Source organism: Pseudooceanicola sediminis (assembly GCF_003575965.1).
Classification (GTDB): Bacteria; Pseudomonadota; Alphaproteobacteria; order Rhodobacterales; family Rhodobacteraceae; genus Pseudooceanicola; species Pseudooceanicola sediminis.
This window is the reverse complement of record NZ_QWJJ01000008.1, coordinates 154,316-171,670: the sequence shown is the minus strand read 5'-3', so window position 1 is coordinate 171,670 and position 17,355 is coordinate 154,316. Positions and strand designations below refer to the sequence as shown.

Sequence of the window (17,355 nt, the reverse complement as noted above, 5' to 3'; positions counted from 1 at the left end):
GTCCCGGTCAGGTGATCCCGGTCAGGCGCGGCCCTGGTCGCGTTTCATCTTGCGCACCATGGCATCGAACAGCAGGTCCGCGAACTTTGCGCTTTCCTTCAGGCGCTGGGCATCGTCGGCACATTTCTGCTTGATGACTTCGGGCAGGGTGGTGTTGGGGCCGGGAATGCCCTGCGAGGCGCATTGGATTTCCGCCGCGCGCTGGACGGTCCAGAGCAGGAAGAAGGTGAGGGGGATGTCGGCCTCGCACACGGCGATACCGTGGTTGCGCAGGACGAGGACATGCCTGTCGCCCAGCGAGTCGAGCATCCGGGGGCGTTCATCGTCGTAGAGCGTGATGCCTTCAAACCCGTGATAGCCGACGCGGCCATAGAGCTGCGCGCCATAAAAGCTGTCGTGGTCGATGCCGAAGGCCTTCATGGTGATGGCGGAAATCGGCGTGGTGTGGGTATGAGCGATGCAGCCGACGTCGGGGCGGTTTTCGTGGATGACACCGTGCAGCGCGAACCCGGCGGGGTTGGCGTCATAGGGGCTGTCCTCGATCTTCTTGCCGTCGATGCCGACCTTGATCAGGTTCTCGGGCGTCACCTCGTCATAGTGCAGCCCGAAGGGGTTCACGAGGTAGGCGTGGGTTTCGCCGGGCACCCGCACGGAGATGTGGTTGAAGATCAGCTCGGTCCAGCCGAGGTAGCTGACGAGGTGGTAGAAATCGGCGAGCTGGACGCGCAGGTCGGCTTCGGATTTGCCGGCGAGGCGGTCGGTGGTGTGGATGGTCATCACAAGGCTCCTTGGGGCAGGGCGGCTGCGGGTGTGCCCAGTTTGGCACGAAGTTCGCTCAGCAGGGTGGCGGTTTCGGGCATGGCGATGGCGCGCGCCTCGGCCAGTTCCAGCGGGGCGTCGCAGATCGGGGCCAGCTCCAGCGGGCGGCCTGCCTCGGCGTCTTGCAGCATCGAGGTGCGGAACGCACCGGCGCGGGCCAGCTGCGCGGGCATGTGGGCTGCGATGTCGATGGGGCAGCCCCAGGCGGCGGCAAGGGTTTCGGCCTCGACCGCGATGGCGGTGGCGCGGGCCAGGCTGGCGGGATCGGCGGCAATCTGTTCCAGGGTCTGCCCTGTCAGCGCCGACAACGGATTGGTGGCGAGGTTCAGCGCCAGCTTTTGCCAGACCAGCGGGCGGATGTGGTCGGCACGGTCCAGCGTGATGCCGGCGGCGGTGATTTCGTCTGCCAGATCGACGGGGCGGGGGCCGTTCGGCGTTGTCGGCCCCAGGGCGAGCTTGTGCGGGATGGTCGACACGACGGTGCCGTCGTCGTCAAAAGCCGCCGTCATCATGGTGACCGACCCGACGATCTGGTCGAAGGGCACCAGGTCGAACAGCGCGCCATCGGGATCGACCGCGCGCACCGGGTGGCCCAGGTCATCAAAGAACCACCACGGGATACCGTTGACCAGCGGCACGACGCGGGTGTCCGGCCCCATGCCTGCAAGGTTGTCACGGATCGCGGCCTCGATCGCGGGGCCTTTCACGCAGAGGAACAGCACGCTGACCGGCGCGGCGAGGGCGGCGACCACGGGCACATGCACCGTGACCTCGCCGTCCAGATCACGGATGCGCAGGCCATCCTGCCGGATCTGCGCCAGACGCGTGCCGCGCGCCACAAGGCGGACATCGGCCCCCGATTGTGCAAGGCGCGCGGCGAGGATCGACCCGATGGCACCGGCACCGACAATGGCAATGGAGGGACGCGTCATGAAAATTCCCAATCGTGGACCGATGTCTCGGAATGGTTGCAAGAAAAGTAACGTGATTATTGAAGTAAATTCCGAATCAAGGCTTTGACGCAAGGGTTTTGCGCAAGGCCGCGCCAAAAATCGCGGAGGACCCCGCCGCGATGGGCAAATCTTTGGCGCGGAAATCACCCGCAGCGCGGTCCGAGAGGGTTTGACGCCGGTGCGTGGGCGGATAGCCTGCGGGACAGAAACGGTTGGGGCAGGGGTGATGATGGCGGATCAGATGGGACTGGATATCGAGGCGTTGCGCGCGGCCACGCCGGCGCTGCCGGGGGTGGTTCATTTCAACGCGGCCAGCAGCGGCCTGGTGCCGCGCGCGGTGTTGGAAGCGATGCAGGCGCATTTGCAGGCCGAGGCTGCGCTGGCCCCGCATGAGGCAGGCGTGGCCGTGGCCGACGCCATCGAAGCGGCACGGGCGGCGGCGGCGCGGCTGATCGGGGCGCGTGCCGAGGAGGTCGCGCTGACAACGGGAAGTTCGCAGGCCTGGAACGCGGCCTTTCATGCCTTGCCTGCCTTGCAGGGGGGCGACCGTGTGCTGGTTGGCGCGCATGAATGGGGCGGCAACGTCTTTACCCTGGTGGAGGCCGCGCGGCGCAGCGGTGCGGTGATCGAGACGATCCCGACGGGACCGGATGGGCGGATGGATACCGGCGCGCTGGCGGCGATGATGGATGACCGGGTGCGGCTGATCGCGGTGACATGGGTTCCGGCGCACCTGGGCATCGCAGAGCCGGTGGCCGAGGTGGGGCAGATCGCGCGGGCGGCGGGTGTGCCCTATCTGCTGGATGCGGCGCAGGCGCTGGGCCTGCTGCCCTGCGATGTCGGTCGGATCGGTTGCGACATGCTGACGGCCCCGGGGCGCAAGGCGTTGCGCGGGCCCAAGGGAACTGGGGTGCTGTACGTGCGACAGGGATGTGCGGCGACACCGGGTGCGCTGAACGTGCGCGCGGCAGGCTGGCAGGCGGGCAAGGTCGTATTGCGGCGCGACGCTGCGCGGTTCGAGAGCAACGAGTATGCGCCCGCGCCGCTGCTGGGCCTTGGGGTGGCGCTGGGGCTGGCGCTGGACCTCAGGGTCGAGGAGATCCGCCGGGCGACGTTTGACAAGGTCGCGGCCTTACGCGCCGGTTTGTCCGGCGTGGCGGGGGTGAGCCTGCGCGAAAGCGGCGTGGTTCAGAGCCATATCACCACCTTTACCCATGCGCGCATGACGCCGGCCGAGGTGATGCAGGCGCTGCGCGCCCAAGGCGTGACGATCAACGCGGTACCCGCGCACTATGGCCCGCTGTCGGGTCTGGCGGGGCCGGTCTGCCGTGCCTCGGTCAGCTATCTGACGACGCAGGACGAGATTGCGCGCCTGTGCGCGGTGCTGGGTGCGCTTTAGTCCCAGCCGGGCAGGTCTGGGGCGTAGCGCGCGCGCAGATAGCGGGCCAGCGCAAGGATGTCGGCCTCGGCCAGGTCCGCGCCAAAGGCGGGCATGTCGCGCAGCGCGGTGCCGGTGGGGGCGCGCAACCCGTCGCGGATCGTCGCCTGTGCGGCGGCGGGCGAGGGCGCGCGGATCGCCGGGGCGCGGGTCAGCGGGATCTGCGCGGCGGTCAGTAGGTCGGGCAGCGCCGCCTCGTGACAGCTGGCGCAGGCATTGGCAAAGATCCGGTCGATACGGTCGGGTATGGTCGCGGCCTGTTCGGGCAGCGGCGCGGGTGCGTCAGTCGGCAGCGAGGCGAGGTAGGTCGCCATCGCGGTGATGTCGCCGTCGGGTAGCGTGGAAAGGCCGGCGATCACCTCGGCCATCGGGCCGGAGGCGGCGGCGCGGCCGGGCGCGACGCCGGTGGAGAGATATGCGGCGATGTCATCCGTGCCGCGCAGCTGCGCGTCAGGCCCGGCAAGGGCGGGCGCGAACCAGTCGCGCACCATTGCACCGCTGAGCGGGGTCTTGGCCTGCGCGCCGAGGGCGGTGCGCGGCGTGTGACATTCCGAACAATGCCCGACGGTTTCGACAAGGTAGCGCCCCCGGTTCCAGTCGGCGCCTTGCGCCGGGTCGGGCGCCAGCGATTGCGGACGGTGAAAGAGGGCGTTCCAGGCGGCGAGGGCGGGGCGTGGAACGCTCATCTGCGCCTTGGGGGTGGGCTGGGCCACCGCAGGCAGGGTTTGCAGATGGGCATAGAGGGCAAAGAGGTCGTCCTCTGCCATCCCGGCGAAGGACGTGTAGGGGAAGGCGGGATAGAGGTTGTGGCCATCGCGGCTGATCCCGGCGCGCATGGCGCGGGCGAAGGCGGCAAAGGACCAGGTCCCGAGGCCGGTATCGGGATCGGGCGTCAGATTGGTGGAATGCACCGTGCCGAAGGGGGTGTCGATGGCGCGGCCCCCGGCGTTCGGTGCGCCATCCGGGGCCGTATGGCAAGAGGCGCAGTTGCCGAGCGCAAAGAGGGTTTCGCCGCGTGTCAGCGTTTCGGCCGAAAAGTTGGCGGCGGCGGGGGCGGTGGTTTTCGGGATGGCGCGGGCCAGCGGGAAGGACAGCGCGCCGAGGCCGAGGGCCGCGGTCAGGCCGAGGGTCGTTGCCAGCAGGGTCTTGCGTTTCCTGCGGCCCGGCAGGGCGAGAGGGGCGGATTGGCGCGGCTGGATGCCGAGGGCGTCGCGCATCCGTTCCGGCGTGAACGGCACCTCGCGCATCCGCACTCCGGTGGCGTCGAAGATGGCGTTGGCGATGGCGGCGGCGGCGGGCACGCCCGCGCTTTCCCCGACCCCGAGGGGCGGGTCGTCGGGGCGCGCCACCAGCATCGTTTCGATCTGCGGGGTCTGGGGAAAGGTGGCGAGGGGGTATGTCGCCCAGCTTTGGTCGGTGACGGTGATCTGGTCGAAGCTGACGCTTTCCTGCAACGCACGCGAGGCGGTCTGGATGACATTGCCGTGGATCTGCTGGCGCACGTGGTCGGGATTGATGGCGAGGCCCTGATCCTGCCCGACAAACACGCGCGACAGCGTGACTTCGCCCGTTTCCATGTCGACCGCGACATCGACGACCCATGCGGCCGAGGCGGCGGCGGTGCCGGGAAAGGCGCCGTGCACGTAGGTGGCATAGGCAAAGCCCTGACCATAGGCCATGCGCCCCTTGCGGCGCAGGGTGGGTTGGGTGCGGGTCTGCCAGGCTGCGGCCTGCGCGGTGCGGCGCACGAGGTCGGCCTGGCGCGGATCGTCGAGGTGGCGCAGACGGAAGGCGACGGGGTCTTCCTGCGCCTGCGCGGCCAGTTCATCGACAAAGCTTTCGTGCGCGAAGGTATTGGGCAGCGCCGAGACGCCGCGCAGCCATGCCGCGCGCACGATGGGGGCCATGTCGTGCACGGTGATCCGCTTGTGCGCGATGCGATAGGGCGGAACGATGGTACGGTCGCCCATGTCGGAGGGGCGCGGTTCGGGGGAGATCGCGCCGGTCAGCAGCAGCGCGAGGTTGGGACCACGGTTGGAGGGGTACCAGCTGTCGAAGGCATAGGCGTGGAAATCGCCCGCGGCATTCACACCGCCGGACACCTCCATCACCTGTGCGGCACCTTTGGGTTCCCACAGGTTTTCCTGCGCGCGGGTCAGTTGCACGCGGACCCGCTGACCCAGGGCGCGGGTCAGCAGCAGCGCGTCGCCCGCCACGTCATCGGCGCAGTTGCGGCCATAGCAACCGGCGGCCTGGTGGCGGCGCACCTCGATCACCTCGGGCGCGAGGCCGGTCAGCGTGGCGAGGTCACCGCGCAGCATGTGCGGGTTCTGCGTGCCGGACCAGACGATCGGCGCGCCGCCGTTCCAATCGGCCACGGCGCAGGACGGCCCGATGGAGGCATGCATGTGCCAGGGCCAGACATAGCGGCGGTCCAGCCGGGGGCTGCAATCGGCCAGCCCCGCGCGGATATCGCCGGTGGTGTCGAGGACGCGCGGCGAGGAGGGGTGATCCTTGATCGCGGCAACGGGATCGGAGAGGTCGGGCAGGTCGGGGGGGCGGTGCCATTGCACCGGCAGCGCCTCGGCCATCTGACGGGCCAGATGCGCCTTGGTGGCAACGACGGCGAGGAAATCGGCCTGCCGCACCACCGCGACAAAGCCGGGCAGGGCGGCAATGGCGGAGTCGTCAAAGCTGATCAGACTGCGCCCGATGAAATCGCCCGAATCGCGCCCGGCGTATGGGGGGCGGATGACATGGCCATGCAGCATACCGGGCAGGCGGATATCGTGGATATAGTCGAAATCGCCGGTCAGCTTGGCGGGCAGGTCGGTGCGCCCGGCCTTGTGACCGACCAGGGTATAGTTGGCGGGATCTTTCAGCGGGGCGGCGTCATCCAGCGGCAGGACCTCGGCGCGCCCCGCCAGCAGGGCGGCGTAGGAGATACGCTGGTCCTGCCAGATGACATGGCCGTCCTGCGTGCTGATATCGGCCAGCGGGGCATTCAGCCGCAGCGCCCCGGCCCGCGCCAGCCAGTGACGCGCCTGTGCGGCGGCGGCACGCAAGGGAACGGCGGTGATCTGGATCGACTCGGATGCAATCGTCGGCCCCTGGTCGGGGGTGCGGGCGGTGTCGCCCAGCACGATCCGCACGGCAGAAAGCGGCAGGTCCAGCTCCTCGGCCACGATCTGGGCGAGGGCGGTCTGCAACCCGGTGCCAAGGTCGACATGGCCGTTGTAACCGGTTGCCGTGCCGTCGGGCGAAAGAGTCAGGAAGGTGTCGCCGTTGCGGCGGATCGTCAGGGCGTCGGTCATTCCGGATCACCGGCGTGCACTTGGCGGGCCTGAATTCGGGGGGCCTGAATTTGGGGGGCGTGCACTTTGGGGGCTTGCGTCGGGGTTGCCTGCATCAGGGTGGCGGCGCGTTTGACCGACGCGATGATTTCGACCTGCGCACCGCAGCGGCACAGGTTGTGGCGCAGGGCATCGCGAATCTGGTCTTCGGTCGGATCCGGCGTGCGGGCCAGCAGCGCGTGGGTGGTCATGATCATGCCGTTCAGGCAATAGCCGCATTGCGCGCCCTCGGCGTCAAGAAAGCCTTGCTGGACAGGGTGCAGCGCGCCGGTGTCGGGGTCGGCCAGACCTTCGAGCGTGGTGATGCTGCGCCCTTCGGCCAATGCGCCGCGCAGCACGCAGGCCCGCGCCGGGGCACCGTCGACCAGCACGGTGCAGGCGCCGCATTGCGCCATGCCGCAGCCGTATTTGGGCCCATTCAGCGACAGCTCGTCGCGCAGCAGGTCCAGAAGCGTGCGGTCGGCATCGACGTGCAACGTGACCGGTTGCCCGTTCACCACCAGCGCGAGATCGCGTGTCACTTTGCCCTGCCTCCCCTTGGTTCTGCCCTGCGCCATTGAGGCACGGATTGGCCCGGCACCTCAAACGCTATTGTCCGATTTCGTATGTATGGAAACAGTTAAGCGGGGTGGGTCGTCAAGTGCCGCTGACACGGCGCGGCGGTGGGGCCGGGGGAGTTGAGGCAAATTGACCGTTTCCGGGGCATTTGCGGCCCGCGCCTTGACCCCGAGGAAGTGGGCCGTCATGTAGCCATGGCCCACCCGAGGGCGTCAACAGATGAGGTACGGCGTGGCCCGCAGACCGGTAAGTGACAGTGACGCGCAGACCCGCGAGACCTCTCGCAAGGTGGGGGCGCTGAGCCATCTTTGGCCCTTTCTGGCGCCCTACCGGGTGATGATGACAGGCGCGATCTGCGCGCTGGTGCTGACGGCCTGCGTGTCGCTGGTGCTGCCGCTGGCGGCGCGACGGGTGATCGACAATTTCAATTCGGGCCAGGTCGAGCTGCTGAACCAGTATTTTGCCGCCGCCATCGGTATCGCGGCGCTGCTGGCCGTGGGCACGGGGCTGCGCTATGCGCTGGTGACGCGGCTGGGCGAGCGGGTGGTGGCCGATATCCGCAAGGCGGTGTTCGGGCGCGTCATCGGGATGAGCCCGGCATTCTACGAGACCACGATGACCGGCGAGGTGCTGAGCCGGATCACCACGGATACGACGCTGATCCAGTCGGTGATCGGGTCGTCCGTGTCGATCGCGCTGCGCAATGTGCTGATCTTTTCGGGCGGGTTCGTGTTGATGATGCTGACATCGCCCAAGCTGAGCGGGCTGGCGTTGCTGATCGTGCCGCTGGTGGTGGTGCCGATCCTGACGCTGGGGCGCAAGCTGCGCCGGTTGAGCCGGGAGAACCAGGACTGGATCGCGCAGTCGTCTGGCAACGCGAGCGAGGCGCTGCTGTCGGTGCAGACGGTGCAGGCCTATACGCACGAGGGGCGCAGCCGGGCCAGGTTCGACACCGTGACCGAGGCAAGCTACGGGTCCGCCCTGACGCGGATCTGGACGCGCGCGATGATGACGGTAATCGTGATCTTCCTGATCTTCTCGGGGGTGGTCGGGGTGCTGTGGATCGGCGCGCATGACGTGCGCATGGGCACGATGAGCACCGGCGCGCTGGTGCAATTCGTGATCTATGCCATCATGGTGGCGGGGTCCGTGGCGGCCCTGTCCGAGATCTGGGGCGAATTGCAACGCGCCGCGGGGGCCACCGAACGGCTGGTCGAGCTGTTGCAGGCGCAGGACCGGGTCAAGGATCCGGCCGCGCCGATTGCGCCGCCCGCCCCGGTGCGCGGCGAAATCACCTTTGAGGATGTCACGTTCCACTACCCCTCGCGTCCGTCGGCGGCGGCGCTGGAGGGGGTCAACCTGACCATCCACCCCGGCGAGACTGTGGCGGTCGTCGGCCCGTCGGGCGCGGGCAAATCGACGATCATGCAGTTGATCCTGCGGTTCTACGACCCGGAACAGGGACGCGTTCTGCTGGATGGGGTCGACCTGGCGGCGATGTCGCGGCCCGCGTTCCGCCGATCCATGGCGCTGGTGGCGCAGGATCCGGTGATCTTTGCCGACACGGCGCGCGAAAACATCCGCTTTGGCTGGCCCGAGGCGGGCGACGACGAGGTCGTGGCGGCGGCAAAGGCGGCCGCGGCGGAGGGGTTCATCCTGGCGCTGCCCCAGGGCTATGACAGCCCGGTGGGCGAGCGCGGCGTGATGCTGTCGGGCGGGCAGAAACAGCGCATCGCCATCGCCCGTGCCATCCTGCGCGACGCGCCGGTGCTGCTGCTTGACGAGGCCACCAGCGCGCTGGACGCCGAGAGCGAGCGCCTGGTGCAGCAAGCGATCGAGACGGTGGCCGAGGGGCGCACCACGATCATCATCGCGCACCGTCTGGCCACGGTGAAAAAGGCCGACCGGATCATCGTGATGGATCAGGGCCGCATCGTCGCCCAGGGCACCCACGATCAACTGGTGGCGCAGGGCGGGTTGTATGCGCGCTTGGCACGGTTGCAGTTCACCGCAGGTTCGGCCGACGCCGCCTGATCCGGTTGTGCAGGCCGACCGGTGCGGGGGGCTGCACGGTCGGCCTGACAGGGCGGGCGCGGCACACCGCCCCCGGCGCGACTGCGATGGCCCTGGCGCGACTGTGCTGGCACCGGCCTGTCTCATGCGGACCGCGCCGCGCGCCCTGCCCGTTGACGGGGCCCCGGTGTGACGGGCCTGCCGGGGATTGCCCCCCGGTGTAGCGGGCCTGCCGGGGATTGGGCCCCGGTGTAGCGGGGCCGGGGGCAGACAGCATGAGCCGACACCGCCAAAAGGCTTTCTAAACCGCGCGTTCACTTGCATACTTGTCAGATGGGCCGGGCGACGGGCGCGCGGACGTGCGGCGTGACCATCCCCGATGCGGCGTGCTTCACGCGACGTCGGGGGGGACAAACGCAGCGTCACGCTTGTCATTGTGCGTGGGGATGAAAGTCTGCGGTCCTACCGCGCGGAAAAGGCGCGGAGAGGACATGGGAGGAGAGAGCATGACCTTTTCAGGCGTTGGCGACGCATTGAAACTGACGAACGAGATGCCCTGGGAGGAGCGTGACGTTCCCAAGACCGTCCTTGGCATGGTGGCCCGGACCGCAGCGGCATTTCCCAGCCACAACGCAGTCTCGTTTCAGTTGGAATCCGGCCCGAAGGATCGGGCTGAAACGGTCAGCTGGGCCGAGATGCTGGACAAGGTCAGCCAGGCGGCGAACCTGTTCCGAGAGCTTGGCGTGGGCGAGGACGACGTGGTCGCGCTGGTGCTGCCGAACGCGATGGAGACGATCTATGCCACGCTGGGCGGCATGGTCGCGGGCATCGTGAACCCGATCAACCCGATGCTGGACAGCGAACAGATCGCCTCGATCCTGCAAGAGACCAGGGCCAAGGTCGTGGTCACGCTGAAGGCGTTTCCAAAGACCGACGTGCCACAGAAGGTGGCCGAGGCCGTGCGCGCCTGCCCCGGTGTCGAGACGGTGCTGGAAATCGACCTGAACCGCTACCTTGCCCCGCCGAAAAGCTGGCTGGTGCCGCTGCTGCGCCCCAAGATGCCCGCGCCGCACCATGCCCGCATCAAGAGCTTCGTCGACGAGATGGCGCGCCAGCCAAGGCAGCTGCAGTTCGAAGACCGCCAGGTGAACCGCGTCGCGGCCTATTTCCATACCGGCGGGACAACGGGGATGCCCAAGGTGGCACGCCACCTGAACGAAGGGATCGTCTACAACGGCTGGCTCGGGTCGACCCTGCTGTTTGGCGAAGACGACAACATCATGTGCCCGCTGCCGATGTTTCATGTCTTTGCCTGTCAGGTGATGCTGATGGGCGCGGTGATGTCGGGGGCGCATGTCGTGTTTCCGACGCCTGCGGGTTATCGTGGCGATGGCGTTTTCGACAATTTCTGGAAGTTGTGCGAGCGTTGGAAGATCACCTTCATCACGACCGTTCCGACGGCTGTTGCCGTGCTGATGCAAAAGCCGGTCGATGCGGATCTGTCGAGCGTGAAGCTGGCCTTTTCCGGCTCTGCGCCGTTGCCGCAGGAGCTGTTTCGCCGGTTCGAGTCGGCGGCGGGCGTGACGATCCTTGAGGGGTACGGGCTGACCGAGGCGACCTGCCTCGTGTCGTGCAACCCCGACAGCGGCCCGCGCAAGCTCGGCTCGGTCGGGGTGCCGTTTCCCTATACGGACGTGCGGATCTTTGACAATTCCGGCGGGGTGACGCGCGAATGCGGCGTCGACGAGGTGGGCGAGATCTGCATCGCAAGCCCCGGTGTCTTTGCCGGGTCGACCTATACGGAAGAGGTCAAGAACCATGATCTGTTCCATTACGATCGTTATCTGCGCACCGGCGATCTGGGCCGGCTGGATGTCGACGGGTACCTGTTCATCACCGGGCGGGCCAAGGATCTGATCATCCGTGGTGGCCACAACATCGACCCCGCCATGATCGAGGATGCCCTGCTGGCGCATTCCGCCGTTGCCTTTGCCGGGGCCATCGGGCAGCCGGATGCGCGCGCGGGCGAGATCCCCTGCGCCTATGTCGAGCTGATCGAGGGGGCCGAGGTCACGACCGAGGAACTGCTGGCCCACTGCAAGGTCTACGTGCACGAACGCGCGGCGATTCCGAAATACGTCGAGGTTCTGGAAGAGCTGCCGAAAACCGCCGTGGGCAAGGTGTTCAAGCCCGACCTGCGCAAGATGGCGATCAAGCGGATCTACAACGAAGCGCTGGCCGAGGCCGGGCTGGCCGCCGAGGTGCGGGACGTGGTGGACGACAAGAAACGCGGCCTGACGGCGCGGCTGGTGCGCACCGGTGCCGTGGACGAGGCCGAACTGACCCGGGTTCTGGGCAATTACACCCGGCCCTGGGACTGGGCCGAGGAGAAGGAAACCGCCTGACATCCGGGCCGGGTCCGGGCGAGTTGTCGTGGGAATTGCGAAAGGGGGCGTGGCAATGGCTGCACCCCTTTTTTCGTGTGCAATCATGCGGTCCGCTGCGCGGGCGGGGGGCGTTGGGGTGCGCGGGCCGCGGGCATTCGGGGCGCGGGCAGGTGAGGCACGGGCAGGTGAGGCCCGGGCCGTGGCGCGGGGTGCGATATTTTTGCCTATACAAGGATCGCAAAGCATCGGACGGCCTTGGCAAAGCGCGAAAACTTGGTCCATATGGCCACGACGCGCCGCCGCCGAGACCCCATCAGGCGATTTCCTCCGCCATCCTGGACAGGGTCCTCGGCCTGCGGTTCGACGTCGACCCAATTCAAATTCGTGATGATCGGATTGAGATGACTTCGGACTTCTATTCGTGAGCGCGGCCAAGTCGGACCCCGCTGAAACCGCTGCACAGCCCTCTCGTTGGGACGTGTTCCAGAACCCCGGATACGGTTTTTTCATGGCGGCCCTGTTCCTGACAGGGTTTGCCATTCAGATTCAGACTGTTGCAGTGGGCTGGCAGGTCTATGACCTGACGCGCAATCCCTTTGACCTCGGGCTGGTGGGCCTGTCGCAATTCGCGCCCGCGCTGATCCTCGTGCTGGTGACCGGCACCGTCTCGGACCGGTTTTCGCGGCGGGGCATCATGACGCTTTGCATGTGGGTCGAGGCGCTGGTCGCCGGGGGCCTTCTGGTGCTGACCCTGCGGGGCAATGGCGACGTGCGCCTGGTGTTCATGGTGATGGTGCTGTTCGGCACGGCGCGGGCCTTCTACAACCCGGCGCGCAGTTCGCTGATCACCAATATCGTCAAGCCGGCGCATCTGCCCAAGGCGCTGGCGATGAATTCCAGCGTCAACGAGGTGGCGACGATCTGCGGACCCGTGGCAGGGGGCCTGCTGTACGGCCTGGCGCCCGAGGCAGCCTATGGCGTGTCGGTCGTGTTCCTGTTCGCCGCCGGTGCGCTGGTGGCCATGGTGCCGCGCCAGCCGCGGCGCGGTGCGCCGGCCGGGCGCAGCTGGTCTGAGGTCACGGCAGGGTTCCGCTTTATCCGTGCGCGACGAATCATTTTCGGCGCTATCTCTCTGGATTTGTTTGCAGTTCTGCTGGGCGGCGCCTTTGCCATGCTGCCGGTGTATGCCCGCGATATCCTGGATGTCGGGGCGCTGGGGCTGGGCCTGTTGCGGGCGGCGCCTGCGGTGGGGGCGGTGCTGGTGGCCGGCGTGCTGATGAGCTATCCGATCCGGCGGAACGCGGGAAAGCTGATGTTTGCCTCGGTCGCGGGGTTCGGCTTTTTCACGCTGGTTTTCGCCCTGTCCAAGGTGGTCTGGCTGTCGGTGCTGGCGCTGGCCTTCATCGGCGGTTTCGACATGGTGTCCATGGTGATCCGGGGCACGCTGGTACAGCTGAACACGCCCGACGGGCTGCGTGGCCGGGTCAACGCGGTGAACATGATTTTCATCGGTGCTTCCAATGAGTTGGGGGAATTTCGCGCGGGCAGCATGGCGGCACTGCTGGGCACGGTGCCCTCGGTCGCACTGGGGGCCGTGGTCTGCATGGGGATCTGCGGGCTGTGGTACAAGATCTTTCCCGAGCTGCGCGATGTGCAGGAGCTGCGTGGCGAGGAGGACGCCTGAAGGACGCCTGAACGCGCCATCCGGTCGCGCCGCCTGAGGTCAGTGCCCGGTCGCACCACCCGGCGACATCACCCGATTGCACCGCCCGATCACGACGTCGGTGCCTGCGTCGGTATCCGGGCGGTGCGATTTCGGTGCGTCTGCGGTGCGTCCGTGCCGCATCCCGGCCGGGACCATGGGCCGCACAGGGAAGGCAATTGCCTAAGCGCGGTGCCGGGTATAGGTCAGGTTGACCCTGCGCCGCAGAGCAGCAGAGCGGGCCGAACCGAAACGTCAGACGTCAAACTCGGGGGACGTGCGTGAATTTCGTGATCTTCGTGAATGGCCTCGTGCTGCTGTTCTCAGCGGCACTGATGGCGGTCGACGCGCTGGTCTTTCCCGACACGGCGGCGGCCTTTGGCATGTCGGCGCTGCTGACCGGATTTGTCGGCATGGCGCTGACCCTGTCTTCCAATTCGTCGTTCGAGAACATGCACCGCCTGCACGGTTTCCTGCTGACGTCCTCCGTATGGGTGACGGCGGCGCTGGCGGGGGCGGTGCCGCTGTACCTGACCACGCTGTCGCCGGTCGATGCGTTGTTCGAATCGATGTCGGGAATCACCACCACGGGATCGACGGTGATGTCGGGGCTGGATTCGACGCCGCGCGGAATCATCCTGTGGCGGGCGATATTGCAGGCGGTCGGGGGGGTCGGGTTCATCGTGACCGGCATCGCCTTGCTGCCGATCCTGAAGGTCGGGGGGATGCAGCTGTTTCGCACAGAAAGTTCGGACAAGAGCGAGAAGGAGCTGAGCAACGCGGCCAAGTTCGCCTCGGCCACGCTGATCGTCTACCTGGGGCTGATGACGCTGTGCGGGCTGGTCTACGCGGTCGGCGGGATGAGCGTGTTTGACGCGATCACCCACGCGATGACGACGCTGTCGACCGGGGGCTATTCCGGCTATGACGCGTCGTTCGGCCATTTCCAGAGCCCGTTCCTGCAATGGGCGGGGACGGTGTTCATGCTGATGGGCGGTCTGCCCTTTGCCTGGTACATCCGCGCCTTTCACCGTGGATCGTTCCGCAGCGAACAGGTACTGATGATGCTGTGGTGCCTGGGGGCCGTCATCTCGGTCCTGTCGATCTGGCTGACGCTGACGCACGGGATGAACCTGTTCGTGGCGCTGCGGCTGGTTGCCTTCAACGTCGTGTCGGTGGTGACGACGACCGGCTATGCGACGACGGATTACCTGGTCTGGGGCTATTTCGCGGCGGCGGTGTTTTTCGCGCTGACGGCGGTGGGGGGGTGCACCGGATCGACCTCGGGCGGGGTCAAGGCGATGCGCTGGATCCTGCTGTTTCGCGCCACGAAATCCGAAATCGCGCGGGTGCATTCGCCGCATTCCATCCAGATGCTGCGCTATGAGGGGCGGCAGGTTCAGCCCGACGTGCTGAGCGGGGTGATCGCGTTCTTCGTGTTCTACGTCGCGACCTTTTCGATCATTGCCGTGATCCTGGCGTTTCTGGGGCTGGACCTGGAAACCGCGACCAGCGGCGCGATCACGGCGCTGGCCAACGTCGGCCCCGGTGTCGGCAGCGTCATCGGCCCGGCAGGAAATTTCGCCAGCCTGAGCGCACCGGTCAAGGTGGTGCTGGTGGTGGCGATGTATCTGGGGCGGCTGGAGATGCTGACCGTCTTTGCACTGCTGACGCCGTTCTTCTGGCGCGAGGTTATTCCCGCCCGCTGATCTGCGCCGCGCGGATTGTCATGGTATTGCAATGGGTTGCGGCGCGTTCTTGCATCGCCGCACCAGCTGCTGGCGCGATCCGCATTGACGGTCGGGGGACGTGCCCCATGTCATGCAGCGGCTGAAATCGTGAAGGGGGTTTGATGGTGCCGCAGGGGAGGATTGAACTCCCGACCTCGTCATTACCAATGACGCGCTCTACCACTGAGCTACTGCGGCGACGTTCCCGTGCATGTCCGCGAAAGCGTCTGTGCCGGTGACCGTGGGCGGCTGATTAGACGCAATCCGCGAGGGGTGCAAGCATAATCTGGACGCTTTTTCAGCGGTGCTTTACAGAAGGCGCATGACAGATAAACCGGGTAAGGCAAAAGGCGCGAAAACGCGTGATGACAGGCTGAAGGCGGCGCTGAAGGCGAACCTTGCGCGGCGCAAGGCACAGGCGCGTGCCAGGCGCGCACCAGAGGGCAAAGGCGCCGTCGATGACAGCGCCGCGCCAGACGCCGGGACCGACAATGAAAAGAACAAGGACTGAGAGCAGATGGATTCGATACTGGTGACGGGCAATGGCCCTCTGAATGGGCAGATCCCGATCGCAGGGGCGAAAAACGCCTGCCTGACGTTGATGCCGGCGACGCTGCTGAGCGAGGAGCCGCTGACGCTGACCAATGCCCCGCGTCTGAGCGATATTCGCACGATGACGGCGCTGTTGCAGTCGCTGGGCGCCGAGGTGACCAGCCTGCAGGGCGGCAAGGTGCTGGCAATGTCGAGCCATGACCTGAACAATCACAAGGCCGACTACGAGATCGTGCGCAAGATGCGCGCCTCGATCCTGGTGTTGGGGCCGATGCTGGCGCGCGACGGTCATGCGGTGGTGTCGCTGCCCGGTGGTTGCGCAATCGGCGCGCGCCCGGTCGATCTGCATCTGAAGGCGTTGGAGGCCCTGGGGGCCGAGCTGGAGCTGAAAGAGGGCTATGTGCACGCGAAGGCGCCCGGCGGGCTGAAGGGCGGCACGTTCGAGTTTCCCATCGTGTCCGTCGGGGCGACTGAAAACGCGCTGATGGCGGCGACGCTGGCCAAGGGCACCACGGTGCTGAAGAACGCCGCGCGTGAGCCCGAGATCGTCGACCTGGCGCAATGCCTGCGCCGCATGGGCGCACAGATCGACGGCGAGGGGACGTCCACGATCACCATTCAGGGCGTCGACCGGCTGGGCGGGGCGACGCACCCCGTTGTCACCGACCGGATCGAGCTGGGCACCTACATGCTGGCCCCGGCGTTCTGCGGTGGCCGGGTCGAGCTGCTGGGCGGCAAGCGGTCGCTGGTCGAGGCGTTCTGTCAGAAGCTGGAGCAGGCGGGCATCGCCATCGAGGAGACCGAGGCAGGACTGGCGGTCAGCCGGGCCGCGGGCACGCGGGTGCAGGCGGTGGACGTGACGACCGAGCCTTTCCCCGGGTTCCCGACCGATTTGCAGGCGCAGATGATGGCGCTGCTGTGCACCGCCGAGGGGACATCGGTGCTGGAAGAGAAGATTTTCGAGAATCGCTTCATGCACGCGCCGGAACTGATCCGCATGGGCGCCAATATCGACGTGCACGGCGGTCATGCCACGGTGCATGGTGTCGACCGCCTGAAGGGCGCGCCGGTGATGGCGACGGATCTGCGGGCCTCGGTCAGCCTGATCCTTGCCGGGTTGGCGGCCGAGGGAGAGACGGTGGTCAGCCGGGTCTATCACCTGGACCGCGGGTATGAGCGGGTCGAGGAAAAACTGTCGGCCTGTGGCGCAAAGATCGAAAGGGTGGCCTCGACATGAGCGCAGATGCACGTTTCGAAGATGGCCGCGACGGGCCGCTGAACCTGGGCGCGTTCGAGGTCGAGGACCTGGGCGTGATCTCGGCACTGGTGCAGGACGCGGTGTTTCCGGCGACGGAAATGCGGTTCGTGAAGGGCGAGCGGCGCTTTGCGCTGCTGCTGAACCGGTTCCGCTGGGAAAACGGCGCCCAGATGCAGGCCGAGCGGGTGCAATCGGTGCTGGCGTTCGACAACGTGCTGACCGTTGCCTCTCAGGGGGTCAGCCGGGCCGACAAGGACATGGTGCTTTCGCTGCTGTCGGTTGAGTTTATTCCCGGACAGGCGGCACCGGGCGGGCAGGTCCTGCTGACGCTGGCGGGCGACGGCGCGATCCGGTTGCAGGTCGAGGCGCTGGAAGCGGTGCTGCGTGACGTCACGCGGCCCTATCGCGCCCCGTCCGGCAAGGTGCCGGACCACGGAGCCTGACGTCAGAAAGCTGACCTTGCGGGATCGGCCCCCGGGGGCCGGTCCTGCGTTGCCGGCAGCAGGCCGGGACGGCGCGGGATGGCGGGGCAGGGCGCGCGCATTCCGGACGGTCCGCCCCTGCACCAAGGACGCGGGCACGGTGGGTGGCA

The 17,355-nt window shown here is 67.2% G+C and carries 12 protein-coding genes and 1 tRNA gene; 8 read left to right on the top strand and 5 right to left on the bottom strand.

Annotated features, from left to right (window positions below; genetic code table 11):
- Positions 1-21: 21 nt before the first annotated feature.
- Together DL237_RS10940 and DL237_RS10935 are read right to left on the bottom strand one after the other, a co-directional pair.
- On the bottom strand, positions 22-777 hold the full coding sequence (locus DL237_RS10940) for a class II aldolase/adducin family protein (protein WP_119399102.1): 756 nt from the start codon (positions 775-777) through the stop codon (positions 22-24).
- Positions 777-1,751, bottom strand: coding sequence for a ketopantoate reductase family protein (locus DL237_RS10935; RefSeq protein WP_119399101.1), 975 nt, complete (start codon positions 1,749-1,751; stop codon positions 777-779). The genes DL237_RS10940 and DL237_RS10935 overlap by 1 nt, the downstream gene beginning before the upstream one ends.
- Before the next feature lie 250 nt (positions 1,752-2,001).
- Here DL237_RS10935 and DL237_RS10930 point away from each other — a divergent pair, with 250 nt between their 5' ends.
- Positions 2,002-3,171, top strand: coding sequence for an aminotransferase class V-fold PLP-dependent enzyme (locus tag DL237_RS10930; protein ID WP_233544951.1), 1,170 nt, complete (start codon positions 2,002-2,004; stop codon positions 3,169-3,171).
- Here the strand turns inward: DL237_RS10930 and DL237_RS10925 are convergent.
- Together DL237_RS10925 and DL237_RS10920 are read right to left on the bottom strand one after the other, a co-directional pair.
- Positions 3,168-6,524: a molybdopterin cofactor-binding domain-containing protein gene (locus DL237_RS10925; protein ID WP_119399099.1), complete on the bottom strand. Its 3,357-nt coding sequence runs from the start codon at positions 6,522-6,524 to the stop codon at positions 3,168-3,170. The two genes, DL237_RS10930 and DL237_RS10925, sit on opposite strands and share 4 nt — an antisense overlap.
- Positions 6,521-7,084: a (2Fe-2S)-binding protein gene (locus tag DL237_RS10920; protein ID WP_321186033.1), complete on the bottom strand. Its 564-nt coding sequence runs from the start codon at positions 7,082-7,084 to the stop codon at positions 6,521-6,523. Before DL237_RS10920 ends, DL237_RS10925 begins: the two co-directional genes overlap by 4 nt.
- 256 nt (positions 7,085-7,340) lie before the next feature.
- Here DL237_RS10920 and DL237_RS10915 point away from each other — a divergent pair, with 256 nt between their 5' ends.
- The 4 genes from DL237_RS10915 to DL237_RS10900 all read left to right on the top strand — a co-directional run bounded on the left by DL237_RS10915 (position 7,341) and on the right by DL237_RS10900 (position 14,932).
- Positions 7,341-9,155, top strand: a complete 1,815-nt coding sequence (locus tag DL237_RS10915; protein WP_119399097.1) for an ABC transporter transmembrane domain-containing protein — start codon at positions 7,341-7,343, stop codon at positions 9,153-9,155.
- A 485-nt stretch (positions 9,156-9,640) separates the two neighbouring features.
- The gene (locus DL237_RS10910) at positions 9,641-11,539 is read left to right on the top strand and encodes an acyl-CoA synthetase (RefSeq protein ID WP_119399096.1); all 1,899 of its coding nucleotides are present in this window, start codon (positions 9,641-9,643) and stop codon (positions 11,537-11,539) included.
- A gap of 403 nt (positions 11,540-11,942) precedes the next feature.
- Positions 11,943-13,205: an MFS transporter gene (locus DL237_RS10905; RefSeq protein ID WP_233544950.1), complete on the top strand. Its 1,263-nt coding sequence runs from the start codon at positions 11,943-11,945 to the stop codon at positions 13,203-13,205.
- A gap of 299 nt (positions 13,206-13,504) precedes the next feature.
- Positions 13,505-14,932 carry a TrkH family potassium uptake protein gene (locus DL237_RS10900; RefSeq protein WP_119399094.1) on the top strand — a complete coding sequence of 476 codons (1,428 nt, stop codon included), beginning with the start codon at positions 13,505-13,507 and terminating at the stop codon, positions 14,930-14,932.
- Positions 14,933-15,076: 144 nt separating this feature from the next.
- Here the strand turns inward: DL237_RS10900 and DL237_RS10895 are convergent.
- Positions 15,077-15,151, bottom strand: a tRNA-Thr gene (locus tag DL237_RS10895).
- 124 nt (positions 15,152-15,275) lie between these two features.
- On the opposite strand from DL237_RS10895, the gene DL237_RS10890 reads away from it, so the two are divergent.
- From DL237_RS10890 to DL237_RS10880, 3 genes are read left to right on the top strand one after another with little or no spacing between them, the layout of a single operon-like run.
- Positions 15,276-15,464 (top strand): hypothetical protein, encoded by a 189-nt coding sequence (locus DL237_RS10890; RefSeq protein WP_119399093.1) that lies wholly within the window; start codon positions 15,276-15,278, stop codon positions 15,462-15,464.
- A 6-nt stretch (positions 15,465-15,470) separates the two neighbouring features.
- Positions 15,471-16,742, top strand: coding sequence for a UDP-N-acetylglucosamine 1-carboxyvinyltransferase (gene murA / locus DL237_RS10885; protein ID WP_119399092.1), 1,272 nt, complete (start codon positions 15,471-15,473; stop codon positions 16,740-16,742).
- Positions 16,739-17,206: a DUF2948 family protein gene (locus DL237_RS10880; RefSeq protein WP_119399091.1), complete on the top strand. Its 468-nt coding sequence runs from the start codon at positions 16,739-16,741 to the stop codon at positions 17,204-17,206. Before murA ends, DL237_RS10880 begins: the two co-directional genes overlap by 4 nt.
- The last annotated feature ends 149 nt before the right edge of the window (positions 17,207-17,355 follow it).

Excerpts from the sequence above, each read along its gene's own strand:
- DL237_RS10940 (WP_119399102.1), bottom strand. The coding sequence starts at position 777 with ATGACCATCCACACCACCGACCGCCTCGCCGGCAAATCCGAAGCCGAC.
- DL237_RS10935 (WP_119399101.1), bottom strand. The coding sequence starts at position 1,751 with ATGACGCGTCCCTCCATTGCCATTGTCGGTGCCGGTGCCATCGGGTCG.
- DL237_RS10930 (WP_233544951.1), top strand. The coding sequence starts at position 2,002 with ATGGCGGATCAGATGGGACTGGATATCGAGGCGTTGCGCGCGGCCACG.
- DL237_RS10925 (WP_119399099.1), bottom strand. The coding sequence starts at position 6,524 with ATGACCGACGCCCTGACGATCCGCCGCAACGGCGACACCTTCCTGACT.
- DL237_RS10915 (WP_119399097.1), top strand. The coding sequence starts at position 7,341 with ATGAGGTACGGCGTGGCCCGCAGACCGGTAAGTGACAGTGACGCGCAG.
- DL237_RS10910 (WP_119399096.1), top strand. The coding sequence starts at position 9,641 with ATGACCTTTTCAGGCGTTGGCGACGCATTGAAACTGACGAACGAGATG.
- DL237_RS10890 (WP_119399093.1), top strand. The coding sequence starts at position 15,276 with ATGACAGATAAACCGGGTAAGGCAAAAGGCGCGAAAACGCGTGATGAC.
- murA (WP_119399092.1), top strand. The coding sequence starts at position 15,471 with ATGGATTCGATACTGGTGACGGGCAATGGCCCTCTGAATGGGCAGATC.
- DL237_RS10880 (WP_119399091.1), top strand. The coding sequence starts at position 16,739 with ATGAGCGCAGATGCACGTTTCGAAGATGGCCGCGACGGGCCGCTGAAC.